Origin of the sequence: Paenibacillus sp. 32352, from assembly GCF_002042965.1 — a bacterium.
Taxonomy (GTDB): domain Bacteria; phylum Bacillota; class Bacilli; order Paenibacillales; family NBRC-103111; genus Paenibacillus_S; species Paenibacillus_S vulneris.
Window position 1 is genome coordinate 95,293 of sequence record NZ_MZNT01000014.1, and the last position, 17,657, is coordinate 112,949.

General features: G+C 52.3%; 17 protein-coding genes. 1 reads left to right on the plus strand and 16 read right to left on the minus strand.

Translation table 11 applies throughout. The features are described from left to right. Position 1: 1 nt before the first annotated feature. Both recQ and B1728_RS27640 read right to left on the minus strand, forming a co-directional pair. Positions 2–1,771, minus strand: a complete 1,770-nt coding sequence (gene recQ / locus B1728_RS27635; RefSeq protein WP_079913777.1) for a DNA helicase RecQ — start codon at positions 1,769–1,771, stop codon at positions 2–4. Between the two features lie 38 nt (positions 1,772–1,809). Further along, positions 1,810–2,628 carry a glycosyltransferase family 2 protein gene (locus B1728_RS27640; protein WP_079913664.1) on the minus strand — a complete coding sequence of 273 codons (819 nt, stop codon included), beginning with the start codon at positions 2,626–2,628 and terminating at the stop codon, positions 1,810–1,812. A 321-nt stretch (positions 2,629–2,949) separates the two neighbouring features. Between B1728_RS27640 and B1728_RS27645 the strand changes: the two genes are divergently transcribed. Further along, positions 2,950–3,759: a copper amine oxidase N-terminal domain-containing protein gene (locus B1728_RS27645; RefSeq protein ID WP_079913665.1), complete on the plus strand. Its 810-nt coding sequence runs from the start codon at positions 2,950–2,952 to the stop codon at positions 3,757–3,759. A 67-nt stretch (positions 3,760–3,826) separates the two neighbouring features. Here the strand turns inward: B1728_RS27645 and B1728_RS27650 are convergent, their stop codons facing one another. From B1728_RS27650 to B1728_RS27715, 14 genes are all read right to left on the minus strand, one after another. After that, a complete protein-coding gene (locus B1728_RS27650; protein WP_079913666.1) occupies positions 3,827–4,807 on the minus strand; it encodes a hypothetical protein in 981 nt (326 codons plus the stop codon). 222 nt (positions 4,808–5,029) lie between these two features. Continuing rightward, the gene (locus tag B1728_RS27655) at positions 5,030–5,320 is read right to left on the minus strand and encodes a hypothetical protein (RefSeq protein ID WP_079913667.1); all 291 of its coding nucleotides are present in this window, start codon (positions 5,318–5,320) and stop codon (positions 5,030–5,032) included. 118 nt (positions 5,321–5,438) lie between these two features. Further along, entirely contained in the window at positions 5,439–6,119 is a 681-nt protein-coding gene (locus B1728_RS27660) for a GNAT family acetyltransferase (protein WP_079913668.1), read from the minus strand. A gap of 340 nt (positions 6,120–6,459) precedes the next feature. Further along, positions 6,460–8,172 (minus strand): adenine deaminase, encoded by a 1,713-nt coding sequence (locus B1728_RS27665; protein WP_079913669.1) that lies wholly within the window; start codon positions 8,170–8,172, stop codon positions 6,460–6,462. A 23-nt stretch (positions 8,173–8,195) separates the two neighbouring features. After that, positions 8,196–9,260 (minus strand): ABC transporter ATP-binding protein, encoded by a 1,065-nt coding sequence (locus B1728_RS27670; RefSeq protein ID WP_079913670.1) that lies wholly within the window; start codon positions 9,258–9,260, stop codon positions 8,196–8,198. A 15-nt stretch (positions 9,261–9,275) separates the two neighbouring features. Next, positions 9,276–10,064: an ABC transporter permease gene (locus tag B1728_RS27675; RefSeq protein WP_079913671.1), complete on the minus strand. Its 789-nt coding sequence runs from the start codon at positions 10,062–10,064 to the stop codon at positions 9,276–9,278. 6 nt (positions 10,065–10,070) lie between these two features. Then, positions 10,071–10,892 (minus strand): ABC transporter permease, encoded by an 822-nt coding sequence (locus B1728_RS27680; RefSeq protein WP_079913672.1) that lies wholly within the window; start codon positions 10,890–10,892, stop codon positions 10,071–10,073. Positions 10,893–10,919: 27 nt separating this feature from the next. Then, positions 10,920–11,852: a nucleoside hydrolase gene (locus B1728_RS27685; protein WP_079913673.1), complete on the minus strand. Its 933-nt coding sequence runs from the start codon at positions 11,850–11,852 to the stop codon at positions 10,920–10,922. Between the two features lie 84 nt (positions 11,853–11,936). Continuing rightward, positions 11,937–13,019, minus strand: coding sequence for an ABC transporter substrate-binding protein (locus tag B1728_RS27690; RefSeq protein ID WP_079913674.1), 1,083 nt, complete (start codon positions 13,017–13,019; stop codon positions 11,937–11,939). A gap of 287 nt (positions 13,020–13,306) precedes the next feature. After that, positions 13,307–13,663 (minus strand): DUF2294 domain-containing protein, encoded by a 357-nt coding sequence (locus B1728_RS27695; protein ID WP_079913675.1) that lies wholly within the window; start codon positions 13,661–13,663, stop codon positions 13,307–13,309. 169 nt (positions 13,664–13,832) lie between these two features. Beyond that, positions 13,833–14,708 (minus strand): response regulator transcription factor, encoded by an 876-nt coding sequence (locus tag B1728_RS27700; protein WP_256865534.1) that lies wholly within the window; start codon positions 14,706–14,708, stop codon positions 13,833–13,835. Continuing rightward, positions 14,695–16,536, minus strand: coding sequence for a sensor histidine kinase (locus B1728_RS27705; RefSeq protein WP_256865535.1), 1,842 nt, complete (start codon positions 16,534–16,536; stop codon positions 14,695–14,697). Before B1728_RS27705 ends, B1728_RS27700 begins: the two co-directional genes overlap by 14 nt. A gap of 18 nt (positions 16,537–16,554) precedes the next feature. Then, the gene (locus B1728_RS27710) at positions 16,555–17,007 is read right to left on the minus strand and encodes a GNAT family N-acetyltransferase (protein WP_079913676.1); all 453 of its coding nucleotides are present in this window, start codon (positions 17,005–17,007) and stop codon (positions 16,555–16,557) included. Positions 17,008–17,053: 46 nt separating this feature from the next. Then, the gene (locus B1728_RS27715) at positions 17,054–17,626 is read right to left on the minus strand and encodes a DJ-1/PfpI family protein (RefSeq protein ID WP_079913677.1); all 573 of its coding nucleotides are present in this window, start codon (positions 17,624–17,626) and stop codon (positions 17,054–17,056) included. Positions 17,627–17,657 lie beyond the last annotated feature (31 nt).

Sequence of the window (17,657 nt, forward strand, 5' to 3'; positions counted from 1 at the left end):
ACTATCCGTTGTGGTTTTTGAAAAATTCGATGAAATACGCCCCGTACTTGAAAAACTTCGCTTCGCCGACGCCCTTGATCTTGAGCATCGCGGCCGGATTGGTCGGCTTCACGCCGCACATCTCCCTAAGCGTGCTGTCGGGAAACACAATATAAGGAGGAATGCCCTCCTTCTTGGCAATTTCCGTGCGCAGGCTGCGCAGCTGATCGAACAGCTCCGCCTCCACATCCTTCGCCGCAGGCTCGGTACGGATGCGCATCTTCTGAATGACCTGCTCTCCGCCGGACAATACAGCCTGGGCTTTGGCCTGAAGCCTTAGCACCGGATATTTGCCTTCGGTAATCAGCAGATACCCTTCCGCTACCAGAAGCTGAATCAGATCGACGATTTCCTTTTCCGTGCGGTCCTTTAATAAGCCATACGTGCTCAGCTCGTTGAAGCCAAGCTCCAGCACCTTCTTGTTGCGGGAGCCCTTAAGCACGGAGGCCACCATGGTCGCTCCGAACCGTTCCTTCATCCGCCGCACGCAGGAAAAGATTTTTTGCGCCTCGACGGTAATATCCGTCAGCTGCCTTTCCGTGCTGCAGTTACTGCATCTCCCGCAATCCTCACAATCATCGCCAAAATACCGTACGATATAACCTTGAAGACATTGCGTCGTATGGCAGTAATCGGCCATTTGCTGCAGCCGGCGGTATTCCTGCGCTTGCCTGCCCGGGTCACTGATAGATTGCTCGATCAGAAACTTCTGAATATGAATATCCTGAGGACTGAACAGCAGCAAGCATTCGCTGGGCTCACCGTCCCGGCCTGCCCGCCCTGCTTCCTGATAATAAGCTTCCATGTTTTTGGGCATATTGTAGTGGATCACATAACGGACGTTGGATTTGTCTATGCCCATACCGAACGCGTTGCTGGCCACTATGACCCGAATCTCGTCGTATAGAAACTTCTCCTGCGCCATCGCGCGCTCCGTATCGCTCAAGCCGGCATGATACTTGCCCACAGGCACTCTCTGTTTGCGAAGCAGCTCATACAGATTGTCCACTTCCTTGCGTGTGGCAGCGTACACAATGCCTACTTCATCCTTATGCTCACGAATATAATCCAGCATGACATCGCGCTTGTTCTCGCCCTTGATAACCGAGAAGGACAGATTCTCCCGGGCAAAGCCCGTTACATGCAAATCCGGCTCGCGAAGCTGCAAATGCTTGACAATGTCATCCCGTACCTGGTCGGTTGCGGTCGCCGTGAAGGCAGCAACAATCGGCCGATTCGGCAAATGTTCCACCAGCCTGCTGATAGCAAGATAGCTCGGCCGGAAATCATGTCCCCACTGCGATACGCAGTGAGCCTCGTCCACCGCTATCATAGGCACTTCCAGCTCCGTCATCAAATCGATGAAACGCTCGGATTCGAGCCGCTCAGGCGCCACATACAATAGCTTGTACTCTCCCCGGCTTGCCTTGCGGATCCGAACCTCCACCTGCGCATAGGTTAAGGAGCTGTTAATATAGGTTGCCGGGACCCCTATGCTGTCCAGTCCGTCAACCTGATCCTTCATTAGAGAGATCAGCGGAGAAATGACGATCGTCGTTCCTTGCATCAGCATGGCAGGCACCTGGTAGCAGATCGATTTTCCTCCACCGGTTGGCATAATACCAAGCGTATCCTGCCTGTCCAATATGCTTTGAATGACTTTTTTCTGACCGTCCCTAAATGCTCCGTAGCCGTAATATGATTTGAGCACTCTTTCAGCCCGTTCCATCATGCCCGCCAAACTGCGCTCCCCCTTTTAAACTTATGAACTTACTCTGTCCGGGCTCTACGAGAAACGATCGGTTCGCCATCCCATACGATTTCCGTTGCTGCTCTGCGGCTCTGCATTTCAGGCTCCTCCAGCAAGAGGAAGAAATTTTTGGTAGGCAGGTAACCCAATCCGTGCTTGGCGGACAGCCGATCCAAATAAGGCCGCATGTCCTCGTGTGCACCGGACATATTCCCTCCGCTTTGGGAAAAAGCGTAGAGGGCGCTTGCTACAGGCACCCGTTTAACCCCTCCGTTCTCGGATGCCCTTAAGAAAAAATCCCAGTCCCAATAATGGTACATATCCGCATCGAATAACCCGATCCGATCGTGCAAGCTTTTGCGGTACAAGCAGCCCGAAGAGACGAACGTCGAGAATTTCCGCATTGCCGCTTCATCATGCTCATAAGCGAACACAAACCGCTTGGTTGCGCGCCGCGTTACCCCTTCGAGCACATAATCGAATATTTCTACATCGGAGTATACCATATCCGCATCCGCAATAGCCGCCATCATGCGCTCCACATGCATCGGCAGCAGCAGATCGTCATCGTCACACAGCAAAATATATTCGCCCCGGGCGTAAGCGAGTCCCTGATTTCTTGCATGCACATGCTTGGCGTTATGCTCCAGATCCACGATCGTTACATCGAGCTCCGGGTATAAGGCTTCAGCGGATCGCACCGATTCTCCCGCATCATTCACAATAATGATTTGCAAAGCGCGGTAAGTCTGCCTGTACAGCGATTCCAACAGCTCACATACACTATCGAGCCGATTATAGGTTGGAATAATGACCGAAACGAGCGGTTGTTCCATCATACCCGGTCTGCCTCCCTCATTTACCTGACGTTCCCTAGTGCTTCTTTGCTCAAAAGCTGCTATTGTCAAGATACCAGAAAAAAAGCTAAAGGGAAACTGCCGCAATAACCTTTTCCAGCTTTCTCTCCTTCATGCCTTTTTTACCATTTTACGATTTTGGACTCATTTGCCAAAAGGATTTCCGCAGCGGACGTGGAAGTCCTATTAGATGCGGAGTGGCACAAACATACAAATCATGACATAGGCAGCCCGATAAACACTGAATTTCACGAATCCTATAGAACGTCGACAAATACAACTAGAGCCAGGAGGAATGTTCTTATGTCTTGGTTAACGAAAAAACGGTTTTCACACCTTGCCCTGTTCGTCTCCATGCTGCTGCCGTTCGATTATCCGATTATGGCTAATGCTCAAGACGCTGCACCGATTCAAGTCTATTTGCAGCAGGATAAAGTCAATTGGGAACAACAGCCGTATATCGAGAACGGCAACACGATGGTGCCTATGCGCGCTTTGTTCGAAAAGCTTGGCTTCACGGTTTCATGGGATCAGAGTACACAAACCGCAACCGCCAAGAAGGGTGACCTTAGCCTTACGCTGACCATCAACAAAGGTACGGCCGCGGTTAACCAAAATTTGCATAACCTGGAGGTTTCTCCAAAAATAAAGGATGGCAGCACGTACATTCCGCTGCGGTTCGTGAGTGAAGCCGCCGGCGCGGATGTCTCCTGGAACGGCGACACCCGAACGGTCAATATCTCATTTCCGAAGACCGATACGGAACAAACCATTCGCAAGCTGATAGACAACATGGCGCAGAGCAGCAGCTTCACCCAAACTGCCATGTCGATAACAGGAGCGGACGGGATTAAAAAGAATGAACTCACTATAGCCAGCATCGCCATGGATGCCAGCGGAAGCTCCGCTACTGTCACTTTCGATGCCGCATTCACTATTTCCAAGGCCGTGAAAAACGGCAGCGGTATTACTATCTCGCCTACGGAGTCCGCTGTTTACGAGTTCAAATGCCAGGTCTACAAGGATTCTGCAGGCCAGTGGCTGCTAAGCACCCCAACGTCAGGCATGACTTATGAATTGAAGGACAAAAAGCCTTTCATGGAGGCTCAGTAGCTCCGTCAAAAAATACAGGTCCCCGGGAGATCCCGAGGACCTTTTATTATTGTCCTTCATCGCTTGGTCATAGATGATTTCCCGTCATGTATTTCCACGGCTTCGTTACGTTAATCTTAAGATACTCCGGAGCGATAACCTGTGTCAGCAGCCTCAAGGTCTTCTCGTTTCTCTCCGGCACATTCACTTCCAACCGGTTCAACCGAATGGAGATGCCGTAATCATGAACTTGGAAGCCCTTCTTCTGCAGTGAAGGAAGCTCTGCATTCAGACGGGTCATTTGGGCCTTGAGCTCCTCCTCCGTAAATTGCGCGTCAAAGAACTGCAGGAGCTCCGGATGCACAGCCATGCGGATGATCGCTTGACGCGTGTCCTCATATCCATCGATCAGACCGACGAATAACTGCCCTGCTTCAGCATCAATATAGCTGCCGGCAAATCCGGGCAGCTTGCCCTCGTGAGCCGCTACCTGCACCTCCGTCCCGAGCTGCCTGGCAAAGCTTCGGTTCTCCTCCAAATCCTTCTCTATCAAGGGTCCGACAGGTTGGTTCGGATTTCTTCGTTCCTCCCGGGTCCATCCTTCCTGAAGCCAATGATAGAGAAGCGGCGATTTGTACCGCACCCGTTTGTAATTGGGCGTGGTGACGATAATTTCGCCTTTGACCGGGTTGCATTGCCTTAACAGACTCCCGTCCGGCTGGCGCTGCTTCTTACAGCGATAAGCGGGCTCCACCATTACCATTCGATTATTCGTCAGCTTAAATTCCAATACGTTCGGATAGCCATGTCTGCCAAAATGTATCGGGCCGTCTACGGCTTCCGATTGGTTCAGCCATTCCGTTATTTTCAATATAACGGCCTTCTCCTTCGGGTCGGTGATGTTAAAAGGCTCCGGCTTCTCTGCAGACGGCAGCCCTCCGGCGATGCCAACGGCAGTCACTTCGCCTGATCCTATGAGCGGAAATAAGTAGGAAGTCCCCGTAAGAAAAATGATCGCGCACCCTAAAAGCACACCTTTGCAAATACGAATAAAATGTTTCCTGTTCATACAGCCGCTGCAGCCTCCGCCCCGCCATTGGAGTTCTCATCATGAATAAGACGCAGCGAATTGGAATAGGGTTCCAACCGTTCCAGGAAAATTTTATTGCACCACACAAAAAAACATACCTGCCAAGTTGGGCTATCTATGGCTTCTTTGAAGCTGCTTTTTAGGACTTTGTGAAAAAAAATCCTCTGCCAGCGGCAGAGGAGCAGATTCGTATTATTCAAACTATCGGGATTCGGCTGATGCAGATTTCGCCGTGGTGTAATACAGCGCCGCTGCCGCAAGCCCTGCGTAAAAAACGACAGGCAGATGCAGGAGCGAAGCAGCAATGGCAGAGGCGCTTACCAGAGTCAAGGAAAGCAGAATTCGGGCCGGATGAGCCGGCTTCTGTACGTCCCAATACGTTAATGAATCGATGAAATAGCCGTTCTCGGCCAGTTCCTCTCCACAATGTACGCAAGTGAATTCATAGACCGAGCAAGGCTCCGAGCAATGGGGACAATACTTCTGCTTCATGACAAGGATCCCTCCATTTTGGAATGATTAATTCATAGTTATTATATAGGAATTATTGTTTTTGTTCCATAACAAAAAAACAGCCCATGAGCTTCCAAGCTCAAGAGCCGTTTTTTCCTTACATAGGGAGCAAGCGGACTTGCTCACGCTGCTTTAATTGTGCAATCATTTCATACCAAGCTTCCGGTTTATTGGGAAGCACGGTATAGTACCTTTCCAGGAAGCCGCTGATTAAGCTCGCGGGGATCGCTTCCACCGCATCGGCATCCTCGCCGATAGGCATAAATCCAAGATCCAGCTCCTGCACTGCGGCCCCGTCATTATGCCACGACGGATGCACATAGGCGAGATCGAGCCTGCGGTAGCCGAGGTGAGCAAGCACCTCCCGGCGGACGAACGGATTCATCGGCTTCACGCCGCCGAAGCCGTGATCTTCGGCCAGGTACGGGTTGTAAATTTCGGCGAACATGCCGATCAGCTTGCCGCCGCTCTGGCGGACGAGCGACTGCAGATCCTCTATCCGGCGTTTGACCAGGAAGGGTCCGATGCCCAGCCCTTCGCGTCCGATGATCGTAAAGTCGGTCATGGCCACTTGCATATCCTCATAATAGCGATACTCGGTAGCGCCGACGACTTGTCCTTCATGAATGGCTACGAACACCCGGATGCCTTCGTCCTGCAGCGGCTCCTCCCACAGGGAGAATTCCAGCACTTCCTCCGGCGGAAATACCGTCTGCATCAGCTCGTGCATCTGCTTGAAATACGGATCCGCTATATTCGTAATACGATGATATTCCATGATATCCACTCCCATCTTGATAGCATAAGGCTAGTATATAATGGAATAGGAGCATTTCCAAATGGTTTGGGGGAGAAAAAAGAACCTGACGGAAACGGTCAGGTTCGAGACTGTTGAGAAATCTGCAGAGCTTGAGCTATTGCTAATATACTCCGGTGGTATATGCCCCTCCAGCCGCTGTTGAAACCCGTGAATTAGATTAGACTTAGCGGTATTTTCACGGGTTTCAAAGGCGGACGTAAACTCCTCCGAGGCATACCCCACCTCCATATGGAGCATAGCTCACGTAAAGCAGGCTTCGCAACAACGAACCTGACGAAAAACCGTCAGGTTCTTTTTTTTATTCTTCTACTAGCAGAGGCACGACCTTACCGCGGTTGACATCAATAAGGCCGTAATCCGTAATTTTCAAAGCCGGGCTGACCGGCAAGGAATGAGTGCTTATCGACATGATCGGGTTGTAATGATTGTAGCCCAGCGCTTCCATGGCTTCGCGAAGCTGCTGAACCTCGGCAGCCGTCTTCTCAAGCGGCTCCTCGGTCAGGATGCCCCCGACCGGCAGATGCAGGCTCGCCAGTACCTTCCCGTTCTCCACGACGCAGAAACCGCCTTGATTGCGGATCACTTCATTAGCCGCGATCATCATGTCGGCGCGGCTGTGCCCGACAACCAGCAGGTTATGGTTGTCGTGGGAATAGGTCGTGGCGATCGCGCCGCGCTTGATCGTATCTCCGCCGATCAGGCCGTAAGCTCGGCCGCCGGTTTTGCCGTAGCGGTCGAAGGTGGCGATCAGGCCATAGCCGCTGTCTTCCCAGCGGACCTCGCCGCCGCTTACCTCAACCTCTGCGTGATGCTCCTCGGTAAACGTCGAGCCGTTCTTGACCAGCATCACTCTGCCTTTATAGGCCCCTTCCTGGGCATCCGTATGGATGGCAAAGTCCGATTCCGCCAAGGGAGACAACTTCACACTTTGGTAAAAATGGGAAGGGAATGGGTGACGATGACCTTGCGGAAGGTATTCCTCCTGCGCATCGTACACCTTGCGCCCGTTTTTATATACTTGACCTATGGTCAATTCTTCGAGATCGGACACCAGGGAGAAATCGGCAATCTTGCCCGGAGCCACCGCTCCGCGGTCGCTTAGCTTCATTCTGCGGGCCGGTGTGAAGGTCGCCGCGTAGATCGCTCTCTCCGGCGGCATTCCCATCTGAATCGCCTTGCGAACGATATGGTTCAGGTGGCCCCGACGTTGGAACGAATCCGGCATCACATCATCGGTGACAAAGCAAAAATGCTCGGCGACATCCCGTTCGATCAAATACTGCAAGACTTCCTCGGTCATCGATTTCTCCTGAATTTCGATGAACATGCCCGCGGCGATCCGCGCCTCCATACCTTCAATCGATTGATGCGTATGATCCGAATCGATTCCCGCATAGATGATCTGCTGCAATTCCAAATCCAGCAGCTTCGGCACATGCCCTTCAATGACCAGCTTCGGATACTTCGCACGTATATGCTTCAAGATTCGATTCGTCTTGCAATCCGGATCGTTAATGACGTCCACATAGTTCATGATCTCGCCCAAGCAGGCGATCGTCTCCGTCTGCATCAAGGCATCCATGTCCTCAATCTCCATCGCACCGCCCGTTGTCTCCATGGACGTCGCAGGCACCGAGCTCGGAATGGCGTAGAACATATCGGCTACGCAGTGCTCGCTCGCCCGAATCATCTCGGTAACGCCCTGGAGTCCGAAGACGTTGGCCATTTCGTGAGGCTCCGGCACGATGGTCGTCACGCCGTTGCGGATCAAGCCATAGGAGAAGGTCTCCGGCGTAACCATCGTGCTCTCGATGTGCAGATGGATGTCTACGAGACCGGGGATCATATAGCGTCCCTGACCGTCGACGACTTGACCGGCGTCGAAGCTGTCTTCGCCCCGCTCGCCGATGTATAGAAATCTGCCGTCCAGAATAGCGGCATTGCCTGGAATGAAGGTTTTGAAGTAACTGTTATAAATGTTTACGTTCTTGATGAATAAATCGACTCGCATGACGGTACCTCCCAAGTAGCACGTTACTCCACTAAAACCAATTTTTCAGCAGGGAACAGCAGGCGAACCTCTCTGCCGTTGACATAAGGAAGCTCCATCTCCTTGTTGACCGTAAAGTCACCGAGAGCAGTTTCCACTACATATTGATAGCTTCGGCCCAGGAAGGTGCTGACCTTCACGCGGCCCGGGAGACGGTTCGTTCCCTCGGCAGGAATCTCTTCGACTGTCCCCATAATGACGTCATCCGGACGGATAGCTCCCTTGAGGCTGCCGCCGGCATTGTTCCCGAGATGCTTCGCAACGTGGAATACCAGGTCCTTGACCTTCAACTCGACTTCCGCGCCTTGATCATGCCGTTCGTCAAAATGAATGAAATTATTAAATCCGATAAACCGTGCGACGAATTCCGTCTTCGGGTATTTGAAGATGGCGGCCGGACTGTCCAGCTGCTCGATAATCCCTTTGTTCATTATCGCCACCTGATCGGAGATCGAGAAGCACTCCTCCTGGTCATGGGATACATAGACCGTGGTGATCCCGAGCTCCTGCTGAATGCGGCGGATTTCGACGCGCATATTAATTCTCAGGTTCGCGTCCAGGTTACTGAGCGGCTCATCGAAGAGCAGCAGATCCGGCTCGATAACGAGCGCCCGCGCAATGGCTACCCGCTGCTTCTGTCCGCCGGACAGCGCTTTGGGGAACCGTTTCTCGAAGCCCGTCAGACTGACAACCTCCAGAATGTGGTGCACTCTTTTCTTAATTTCCGACTCGTTCACTTTTCTAAGCCGCAGCCCGAATGCGACGTTATCGTATACGGACAAATGCGGGAAAAGCGCATAGCTCTGGAACACGAAGCCGAAGTTCCGTTTATTCACCGGCACCCGTGTGTAATCCTTGCCGCCGAGCATAAACTTGCCGTCTTTGGCCTCCAGGAAGCCTGCGATAAGACGTAGCGTCGTCGTTTTGCCGCAGCCGCTCGGGCCCAGCAGCGAGATAAGCTCGCCTTTTTCAATATTCAAATTAAAATCCTTCAATATCACATTTTGCTCGTAGGCAACCGATACGTTTTCCAAGGATAGCAATGCCATGGATCCAATCCCCCGTTATCGTTTTGTAAAGTAGGACAAGCCCATAATCCGTTCGATAATGAACATAAGGACCGCCGTAAAAATCATAAGCAGCACCGAAATCGCGGCAATCGTCGCGTCAAAATGGTTCTCCACATACGTCAGCATTTGGATCGGCAGCGTACTGACACCAGGGCCGGTCATGAATACAGAAATATCCACGTTGTTGAACGATTCCAGGAAGGCGATCAGCACGGCCGCAATAATCCCCGACTTGATGTTCGGCAGCACCACCTTGAAGAAGGTCGCCAGATGCCCCGCACCCAAGCTCAAGGCCGCTTCCTCGACGGAGAAATCAAAGTTCGACAAGCTGGACGCGATGACACGGATAATGAACGGCAGCATAATGACCGTATGTCCGAACAGCAGGGACAAGTAGATCGGCAGATGATACGTGATGATCAGATACTTCAGCATCGTAAAGCCGAGCACGATACCCGGAATGAGCACGGGCGAGATGAATACCGCATTCAGCGCATCCTTGCCCTTGAACTGAAACCGGCTTAGGGCATAAGCGGCCGGCACCCCGAGAAGGAGCGCGAACACATTGCCTAGCAGCGATACGAAAATGGAGGTTTTGAACGTCTCCATGAACATTTTGACTTTGAAAATATTTTCATACCATTTGAACGAAAAGCCCTGCGGCGGAAATTTCAATACCGTTCCCGGATCGAAGGAAGCGGCGGCAATAATGAGTAGAGGACCCAGCAAAAATGCGTAGACCAGAAGCGTAAACAGGCCAAGCCCTCGATTGTTCTCCTGCATACGTTTCTACTCCTTCGGATTGAATTTATTGGCCATTTTATTCATTATCCCGATGATGATAAAGGTAATAGCAATCATGATCGTAGCGATGACGGAGGCCAAGTACCAGTCGTTTAATGTAATCGCATTCTGATACAGGAAGGTCGAGATGACCTTCTGCTTGCCTCCAAGCAAGGCCGGCGTCGTGTAGGCCGTCAAGCTGCCGACGAACACCAGGATGCTCCCGATGATCAAGCCGGGAATACTGAGCGGCACGATGACCTTGCGGAACGCGGTAAAACGGGGCGCGCCAAGACTTTCCGCCGCTTTGATCAGGTCCGGGTCGATGTTCTCCATAACGCCTACCAGCGTAATGATAATCAAAGGCAGGAATAAATGAATCAGACCGATCATCATCGCCACCGGCGTATACAAAATATCCAGCGGCTCCCGGATGATCCCGATTGCCAGCAGCGTGTTGTTAAGCAGCCCTTTCTTCCCGAGCACGATCATCCAGCTGAAGGAACGGACGACGGAGCTTGTAAGCAGCGGAAAAATCGCGAGCGCGAGCAATATGCCCTTTTTCCTAACGCTTTGCTTGGAAATGTAGTACGCCACCGGAAAGCCGAGCAGGATGCATAAGAGCGTCGTTACAATGCTGACCTCCAGCGTCGTCCACAATATTTTGAGAAAGTACGGGTCTTTAAAGAAATGAAGATAGCCTTCGAGCGTAAATCGGCCCTCCTGAAAAAAGGTGGACCCTATCGTCATAATAATCGGGATCAGCATAAAGAACAGTAGAAACAAAAATCCCGGCAGCAATAATACATAGTAAACCTTTTTCTTCATGTAGCTATGGCTCCTGTTCTTGTAAGGCTAGGCTTTCATCGCTTGCGTAAACAGCTGAAGAAAAGCTTCGGTATCTACATCCATGCAAACGTCCATGTTGGCCTGCTTCGACAAGCGGTTTTGAAAATCGCAGACCGTCTGCCCGTCGCACAAGTCGCTTCGGGTCTCGACATCCACATAATAGCGACGTGTCGTTACGATGCCGCGATTCAGAGCTACGCCTACGGCGAGCGGATCGTGCATGACGCAGGCACGAATGCCATTGCGCTCATAGTAGCGCTGCATATAGTCGGTCGTGCTCTCGCGGATATAGCGGGCGATGGGCGAATCCCCCATCTGCTGCATGTGCTCCTCCGTCAGAAGCGCCTTGCGGGTCACGTCGAGGCCGACCAGCGTAAGCGAAGGGAAGCCGGCGCGGAACACGATCTTGGCCGCCTCCGGATCTACGTACATGTTGTACTCCGCCGTCGGGGTCACATTGCCGTAGCTTCCGACAACCCCGCCCATGACGACGACCTCCTTCAGGAGGTGCACCAGCTCCGGAGCTTGACGTACCGCCAAGGCCACATTCGTAAGCGGCCCGGTTGCGATCAGCGTCAGCTCGCCGGGATATCGCCGCGCAGCCTCGATGATGACTTCGGGTGCAAAGCCCTCCGATGGCTGCTTATGCACGGGCATATCCTTCAGAGCACCTCCGATCCCGTCTTGTCCGTGAACCCGATGCTCGAAGAACGACTCCCGAAGCAGCGGACGGTCCGCTCCCTTGTAGACCGGAATCGATGCCTCGCAGCCGAGCAGCTGCAGAATCTTGCACGTGTTGATCGTGGCCTGATCCCGCGATACGTTGCCGTTCACCGTCGTAATGCCAAGCACGTCGAATTGGCCGCTGCGCACGGCTAACAGGATGCCAAGAGCGTCATCAACCCCCGTATCTACATCGAGAATGACTTTTTTCCTCATCATCCAGCCTCCCTTTAGAAAAAATGAGGGTACATGCCATGGTCATGTCATATACCCCTCAAATGAAATGCTTCCCTATTGCGATTATTGCGTTACTTCTTTATTGAAACGGTCGATCCATTTTTTCAGGTTTTGGTTGACGAACTTCATGTCCAGCTTGCGAAGCTTGGCCACAACGTCGGCTCCGTAAGTAATGCCTTGAGCTTCTTCAGGCGTCAGGTTCAACGTCGTGTTAACCGGGGAGTCAATATGCGCTTTCGCAGATTTCTCCTGTGCTTCCTTGCTCAGGTGCCAGTTGATGAAATCCTCGGCCAGCTGCTTGTTCTTGCTTCCTTTAACGACGTTAACGGTATTCATAACCGCGTAACCGCCCTCAGCCGGGGTTACGAACTTCACGTCAGGGGAAGCGGCTTTCAAATCCTTCACATACATCTCCATGATCGGTCCTGCTGCAATCTCGCCTTGCGCCAGCATGTTAACGTATTCCGAGGTTTGTCCGTAGTATTTAACGACGGATTTGTTCAGCTCCTTCAATTTGGCGAAGGCTTGATCTTCGTTAAACGCGCTGTTACCGGCTACGATAGAAGCCGCATCCACGATCATCGGGCCGCTGGTGGCCGTAATGTTAGGCATCGTCAGCTTTTTGGCGAGCTCAGGACTCCACAGGTCTGCCCAGGATTTGATTTCTTTGCCGCCAAGCGCTTTCGGGTTGTAAGCAATGCCCAGCTGGCCGATGGTGTAAGCAGGACCGTAGTCTTCGCCGAGCGGCGCTTTGGCTACATCATAGATGTCCTTCAGGTTCGTCAGGCGGCTGCGGTCGATCTTCTCGAACAATCCCGCATCAATAGCTTGCTGAGCATAGTAATCGGATAAGTACATGACATCCACGTTAGAGCTGCCTTGTTTTACTTTGTTCAGGCGGTCCGCGTTGTTGCCGATTTCAAGCACGATTTTGACATTATGCGCTTTTTCGAACGGCTCGTAAATTTCTTTACGGAAAAAGTCTTCGGAGAAGCCCCAGGTCGAGATCACCAGCTGTGTCGGCGCTCCTTTGCCGTCTTTATTATCCGCTGCCGCTCCTCCTTGCTCTTTAGGCGCACCGCATCCGGTCAGTGCCAGTCCCAGAACAGAAAGTGAAAGTATGCCTTGTACCCATTTCTTTTGCATCGTCGTTTGACCTCCAAAGGTTAATTAATGGAATTTCGTAAAGAATCGGCTGCATGAAATATTTAGTAGTATTTTGCAAATTCGGCAATCTATGCACGTATCCTACTCTCTCTAAATAACGCAGCCGATGCCCCCTCTTGCTTATAGAAAAAAAGAAAGTGCCCCTGATAGAATAAAAGCTTCTAACAAGAGCACCTTCCATTGTAAACAATGTCCAGCGGATCTGTTTTGTCTTACGCGGGTCCGGTTTCCTCTTCAGATAGATCCGAGGAGAAACGCCGGTCTATTTACGTTGTACGGTCGCTATCGACCAAAATGACATTCGTGAAAGCCCACTGTGTCGGCGGGTCATAGTCCCGGAGGACCGCTTCGATGGAAAGCCCCATCTCCTGCTCAAGTCTTTCACGGATTCGCTTCTTATAGATCGATGACATGTAAAAATCAACCTCGTACTTCAGCGTCGGCGCTTCGCCCTCCAAAGCGGTAGACCGCGGTGAGCGGCGGTGCCTGGCTTGAAACGTGATGATGTTCCCCTCAATCGATGCTTTAAGCAAAGTAGTGCCGAATCCGAACAATTCCTTTGACACCTCGTTATAGATGTGACACAGCTTCTTTTTGAATTCGTTAGAATCGGTTAGGGACACAAGGTTCACCTTCTAAAACTGTCATCGGATTCGAATCTATGTTAATAATACTGAATTCACGCCATTTTTTCAAGCAATCGTTCGGATTTCTTTCTATAAAAAGACTTCCAGTCCTAATTTTTAACAAAAATCAGGGAATTTTCCGAATGAAAAACAAATACTCATTAGGTCAGGCTTCAAGCTCCGGGCCGCTCAAGCCTTTTCCCGGCTCTCTGCGGTACTCCGAGGGCGTGCAGCCGTTCCATTTCTTGAACGTGTTGCTGAAATACGCAACATCCGAATAGCCGACCCGGTCGGCAATTTCACTGATCCGGAGCGAGGTGGCGCTCAGCAGCCGCTTGGCCTCCTCCATCCGCATCTCCGCCACATAATCGATGAAATTACGGTTTAGCTGCTGCTTGAACAGCTGGCTCAAATAGCTCGGATTCAGATGGACAAGAGCTGCGGCCTTGGTTAGCGTAATGTCCCCCGATAAATGCGCGCGAATATAGTCCTGCACCTGCCCGATCGGCGATTGCTCCAGTGGTTTAGAAAGAGAGGCTGGCCTGCGGGCCGCTTCCTCAGAAGGCGGACGGTATTGATTCATCCATTTGGTTAAGCACGCCCGCATCTCCTCAAGCTCCACCGGCTTCAATAAATAATCGAACACTCCCGAACGAAGTGCCTGCTGCACATATTGGAAGTCATCGTAGCCGCTTATTACGATAATAGACTGGGTACGGTCGTTAAGCCGCAGCTCCTGAACGAAACGAAGACCTTCCATCACAGGCATCTTGACGTCCGTCAGGATAAGGTCCGCTTCGCCGCACTTAAGCCAGTCCAGCGCCTCCAGCCCGTCCGAAGCCTCGTGAACGACATGAAAGGGCAGGCCCGTTTTTTCAATCACTTTCTTCAGTGAGATGCGCACCCACCGTTCGTCATCAATCAGCAGCACGCGGTACACCGATGCTCCAGCCTCCTTTTCCGTGCTTTTGGGGTGGACGGTCCGTTCTAAGGATTGCGGCGGTAAGCCTGCCGCTCCCATAGCTCCATTATGCTTCCTCAAGAAGCTCCTTCCTCTCCTCATAAGGAAGCCGGATCCGGACCACGGTTCCGTGACCGCTTACGCTCTGCAGCGATACTCCGAACTCCGGACCGTACAAATAGGCGATCCGCCGGTGCACATTGGCAATGCCGATATGCGCTCCCCCGGCGAGCACATCCTTTCCCTCCAGGTCGCGGTGGATGCGCCGGAGTTGCTGCTCCGACATGCCAATGCCGGTATCGAGGATGACTACGCAGAAGGAATGCCCGGAATCCCGCTCCGCGGTAATTCGGATATGCATCAGCCCGACACCCGGCTCGATGCCGTGAATCATACTGTTCTCGACGATAGGCTGCAGCGAGAATTTCGCAATCTGCTGCTCTAATGCCCACGGCGGGACATCAAGCTCATATTCGAGACGATCCTCGAACCGGTATTTCTGGATCCGAAGGTACACCTCACAGAAGCTCAGTTCTTCCTGCAGCATAACCGTCGGGGAGGTGCTCTTCAGATTGTAGCGCAGCAGCTTGGCCAGGGAAGCTGACATGGAGGCGATATCGTCCATATCCTGCTCGAGCGCCATACCGCGCAGCGTTTCCAGCGAATTATACAGAAAATGCGGATTCATCTGCGACTGCAGCACCTTCAGCTCCGTTTCCTTCTGACGCAAGGAGGCCTCCGTCTCGCGCAGGCGGGTGAAATAAATTTCCTCCAGCAGCCCCTCGAGCTTCTCGACCATTTTGTTGAACCCGTGCGTTAACAAGCCGATTTCATCCAATGAGCGGACCTCCAGCTTACCGGAGAAGTCCCCGACCTCCACCTTCTTCATAAACCGCTGCAGCCGGCGGATCGGATTTACCAGGCTTGCCGCGAAACCGATTCCCAGCAAGTACGCAGCGGCAAGCGAGCCAAGCAGCGTCCAGAGGATCGTCCGTCCGATATAGGCAGTCCCGTTCGTCAGCTCCGCATAAGGAATGGAGGTCACCAGCCGCCAGCCCAAATAATGCGATAAGCTGAACGTCAGAAAATTGCGCGGCTTGTCCCCATCCGTCATCGAGCCGCTCTCTTGGGTAAGCATCATCTCAAAGCTCTTGCCGTTGGCGGGCTTTCCGACCTGCTGCAAGTCGGGATGGTACACATAGTGATTCTGGGCATCGATGATGTAGAGGAAGCCGGTTCGACCGATTGCCACCTTCTCGGCTATCTCCTGGATCCGCTTAAAATTGACGTCCATGATCATGATCCCGATCGGCTCAAGCGTATTCGGACTGATCAAACGCCGTACAATGGAGATCACCTGCTCCTGATGATCCCGTCCTCGAACTACGCGGCTTATCAGCTTGGGCGAGCTGTCCTCCGGTATCGTTGCATACCAGTATTCCTGCCGCAGCTGCTTGGCCGAGTAAGGGCTATCGTAATCTATAGCGTCAATGACCTGTTCATCGTGAACGATGACCGTGATGTTGCTGATGTCCGACCGGGAATAGGCGGCATTTTTCAATACCTGTTCGATGTCCGTCTGAATCCCGCTCTGCTTCATCTCCTCCATCGTCCGCATCTTCAGGAAGCGGTTCATATCGGGATGGTTAATGATGCGAAGCGTATCGATCTCGAAATCCTGCACGTAATACTCGACATGAGCCTTCACCTGCTCAATGATTTGCCAGCTGTACTGCCCCGCCTCCTGCTCGAGCACCTCGGACGACCTTTGGTACGATATCGTTCCGACAAGAAGCAGCGGGAATACGACGATCAATGCCGAGTAAAACAACATTTTGACCGTAAGCGTCCGATTGCGAAGCAGCACAACCCGCTGGAACGCGCCGGCGGCCTTGCTCCATATCTTCACGGGTGGATCACCCCTTGGTTACAGCTCCTGCTTCAGCCGGATCATGTCTCTGCACTGCAGTCCGTTTTCGTAAATCGGCTCCTCATAATTCCGCACAAAATAGTCCATGTCCACACCGTGAATCCGGAAGCCGCATCTTTGGTACAAATGCAGCTGCCCGACGCTCGAGTTTCCCGTTCCTATTTCTATCGTATGGCAGCCCTGCTCTTTGGCCGCCTGGATGGCGTGCGTAAGCAGTCTTTTCCCCAAGCCCTGCCCCTGCATGTTCTCCAGTACCGCTATGTTCATAATTTCGACCGTTAACGGTCTTGTGGGCAGAAGCGCTACGACCCCTGCAATCACGCCTTCATGCTCCATTACATAGCAGCGGCACCGGTCTATATAGGTCCGAATGACCGGCTCCTCGGGATCCGCCAGCAGCAGCAGGTCCATCGGATACGGTTCGCCCGGCTTTAACTCTCTGATTATCATACTAATCCCCCATTTCGAGATTCGGAGATGGCTGCGGTTCAACTCTTCAGCGGTTCATAATGTCCCGGAACAGCTGATCCCGCTCCTCTCTCCGCCCTTCGTACAATTGTAAATAGTCAAACAGCTCGAAGGAAAAATCGACAAATGCGCGCCCCTTCGCCGTTATCACATGTCCGTCTCTTACTACTCTCTGCTCCACATAGCGCTCCCGCGGAAACGGGTCCTCTAAGTCCAATTGCCGGATCCGGTCAACCGAGCAGGAGGTTGTATACTTCCTGTGAGCCAGAATGCCCGCTCTGCCCAAATATTGCGGGCCGTTGCAGATTGCGGCCAGAAGCTTCTCCTCCCTGTCCAGCTTCCTGATCAGCTCCGTCAGCTCCTGCCGCTGCTCCCGTATAGGTCCGCCGGGAATGATGAGCCCCTCTACGTCCTGCAGCTCCATCGCCTCGGCAAGAGTGGCATTCGGCTTGTACGTCAAGCCGGATTCGCTGATCACCGGCTGATGATCGTATCCGACACACAGCACTTCTTTCTTGCCTGCGTTTTTGATTTTGTGAAAAGCCAGCGTAATTTCAAAATCCGCAAAATCCTCGGATATAAAGCATAGGATTCTCCCCATGACACTCCCTCCCGTCGTATGCTTTTGGATG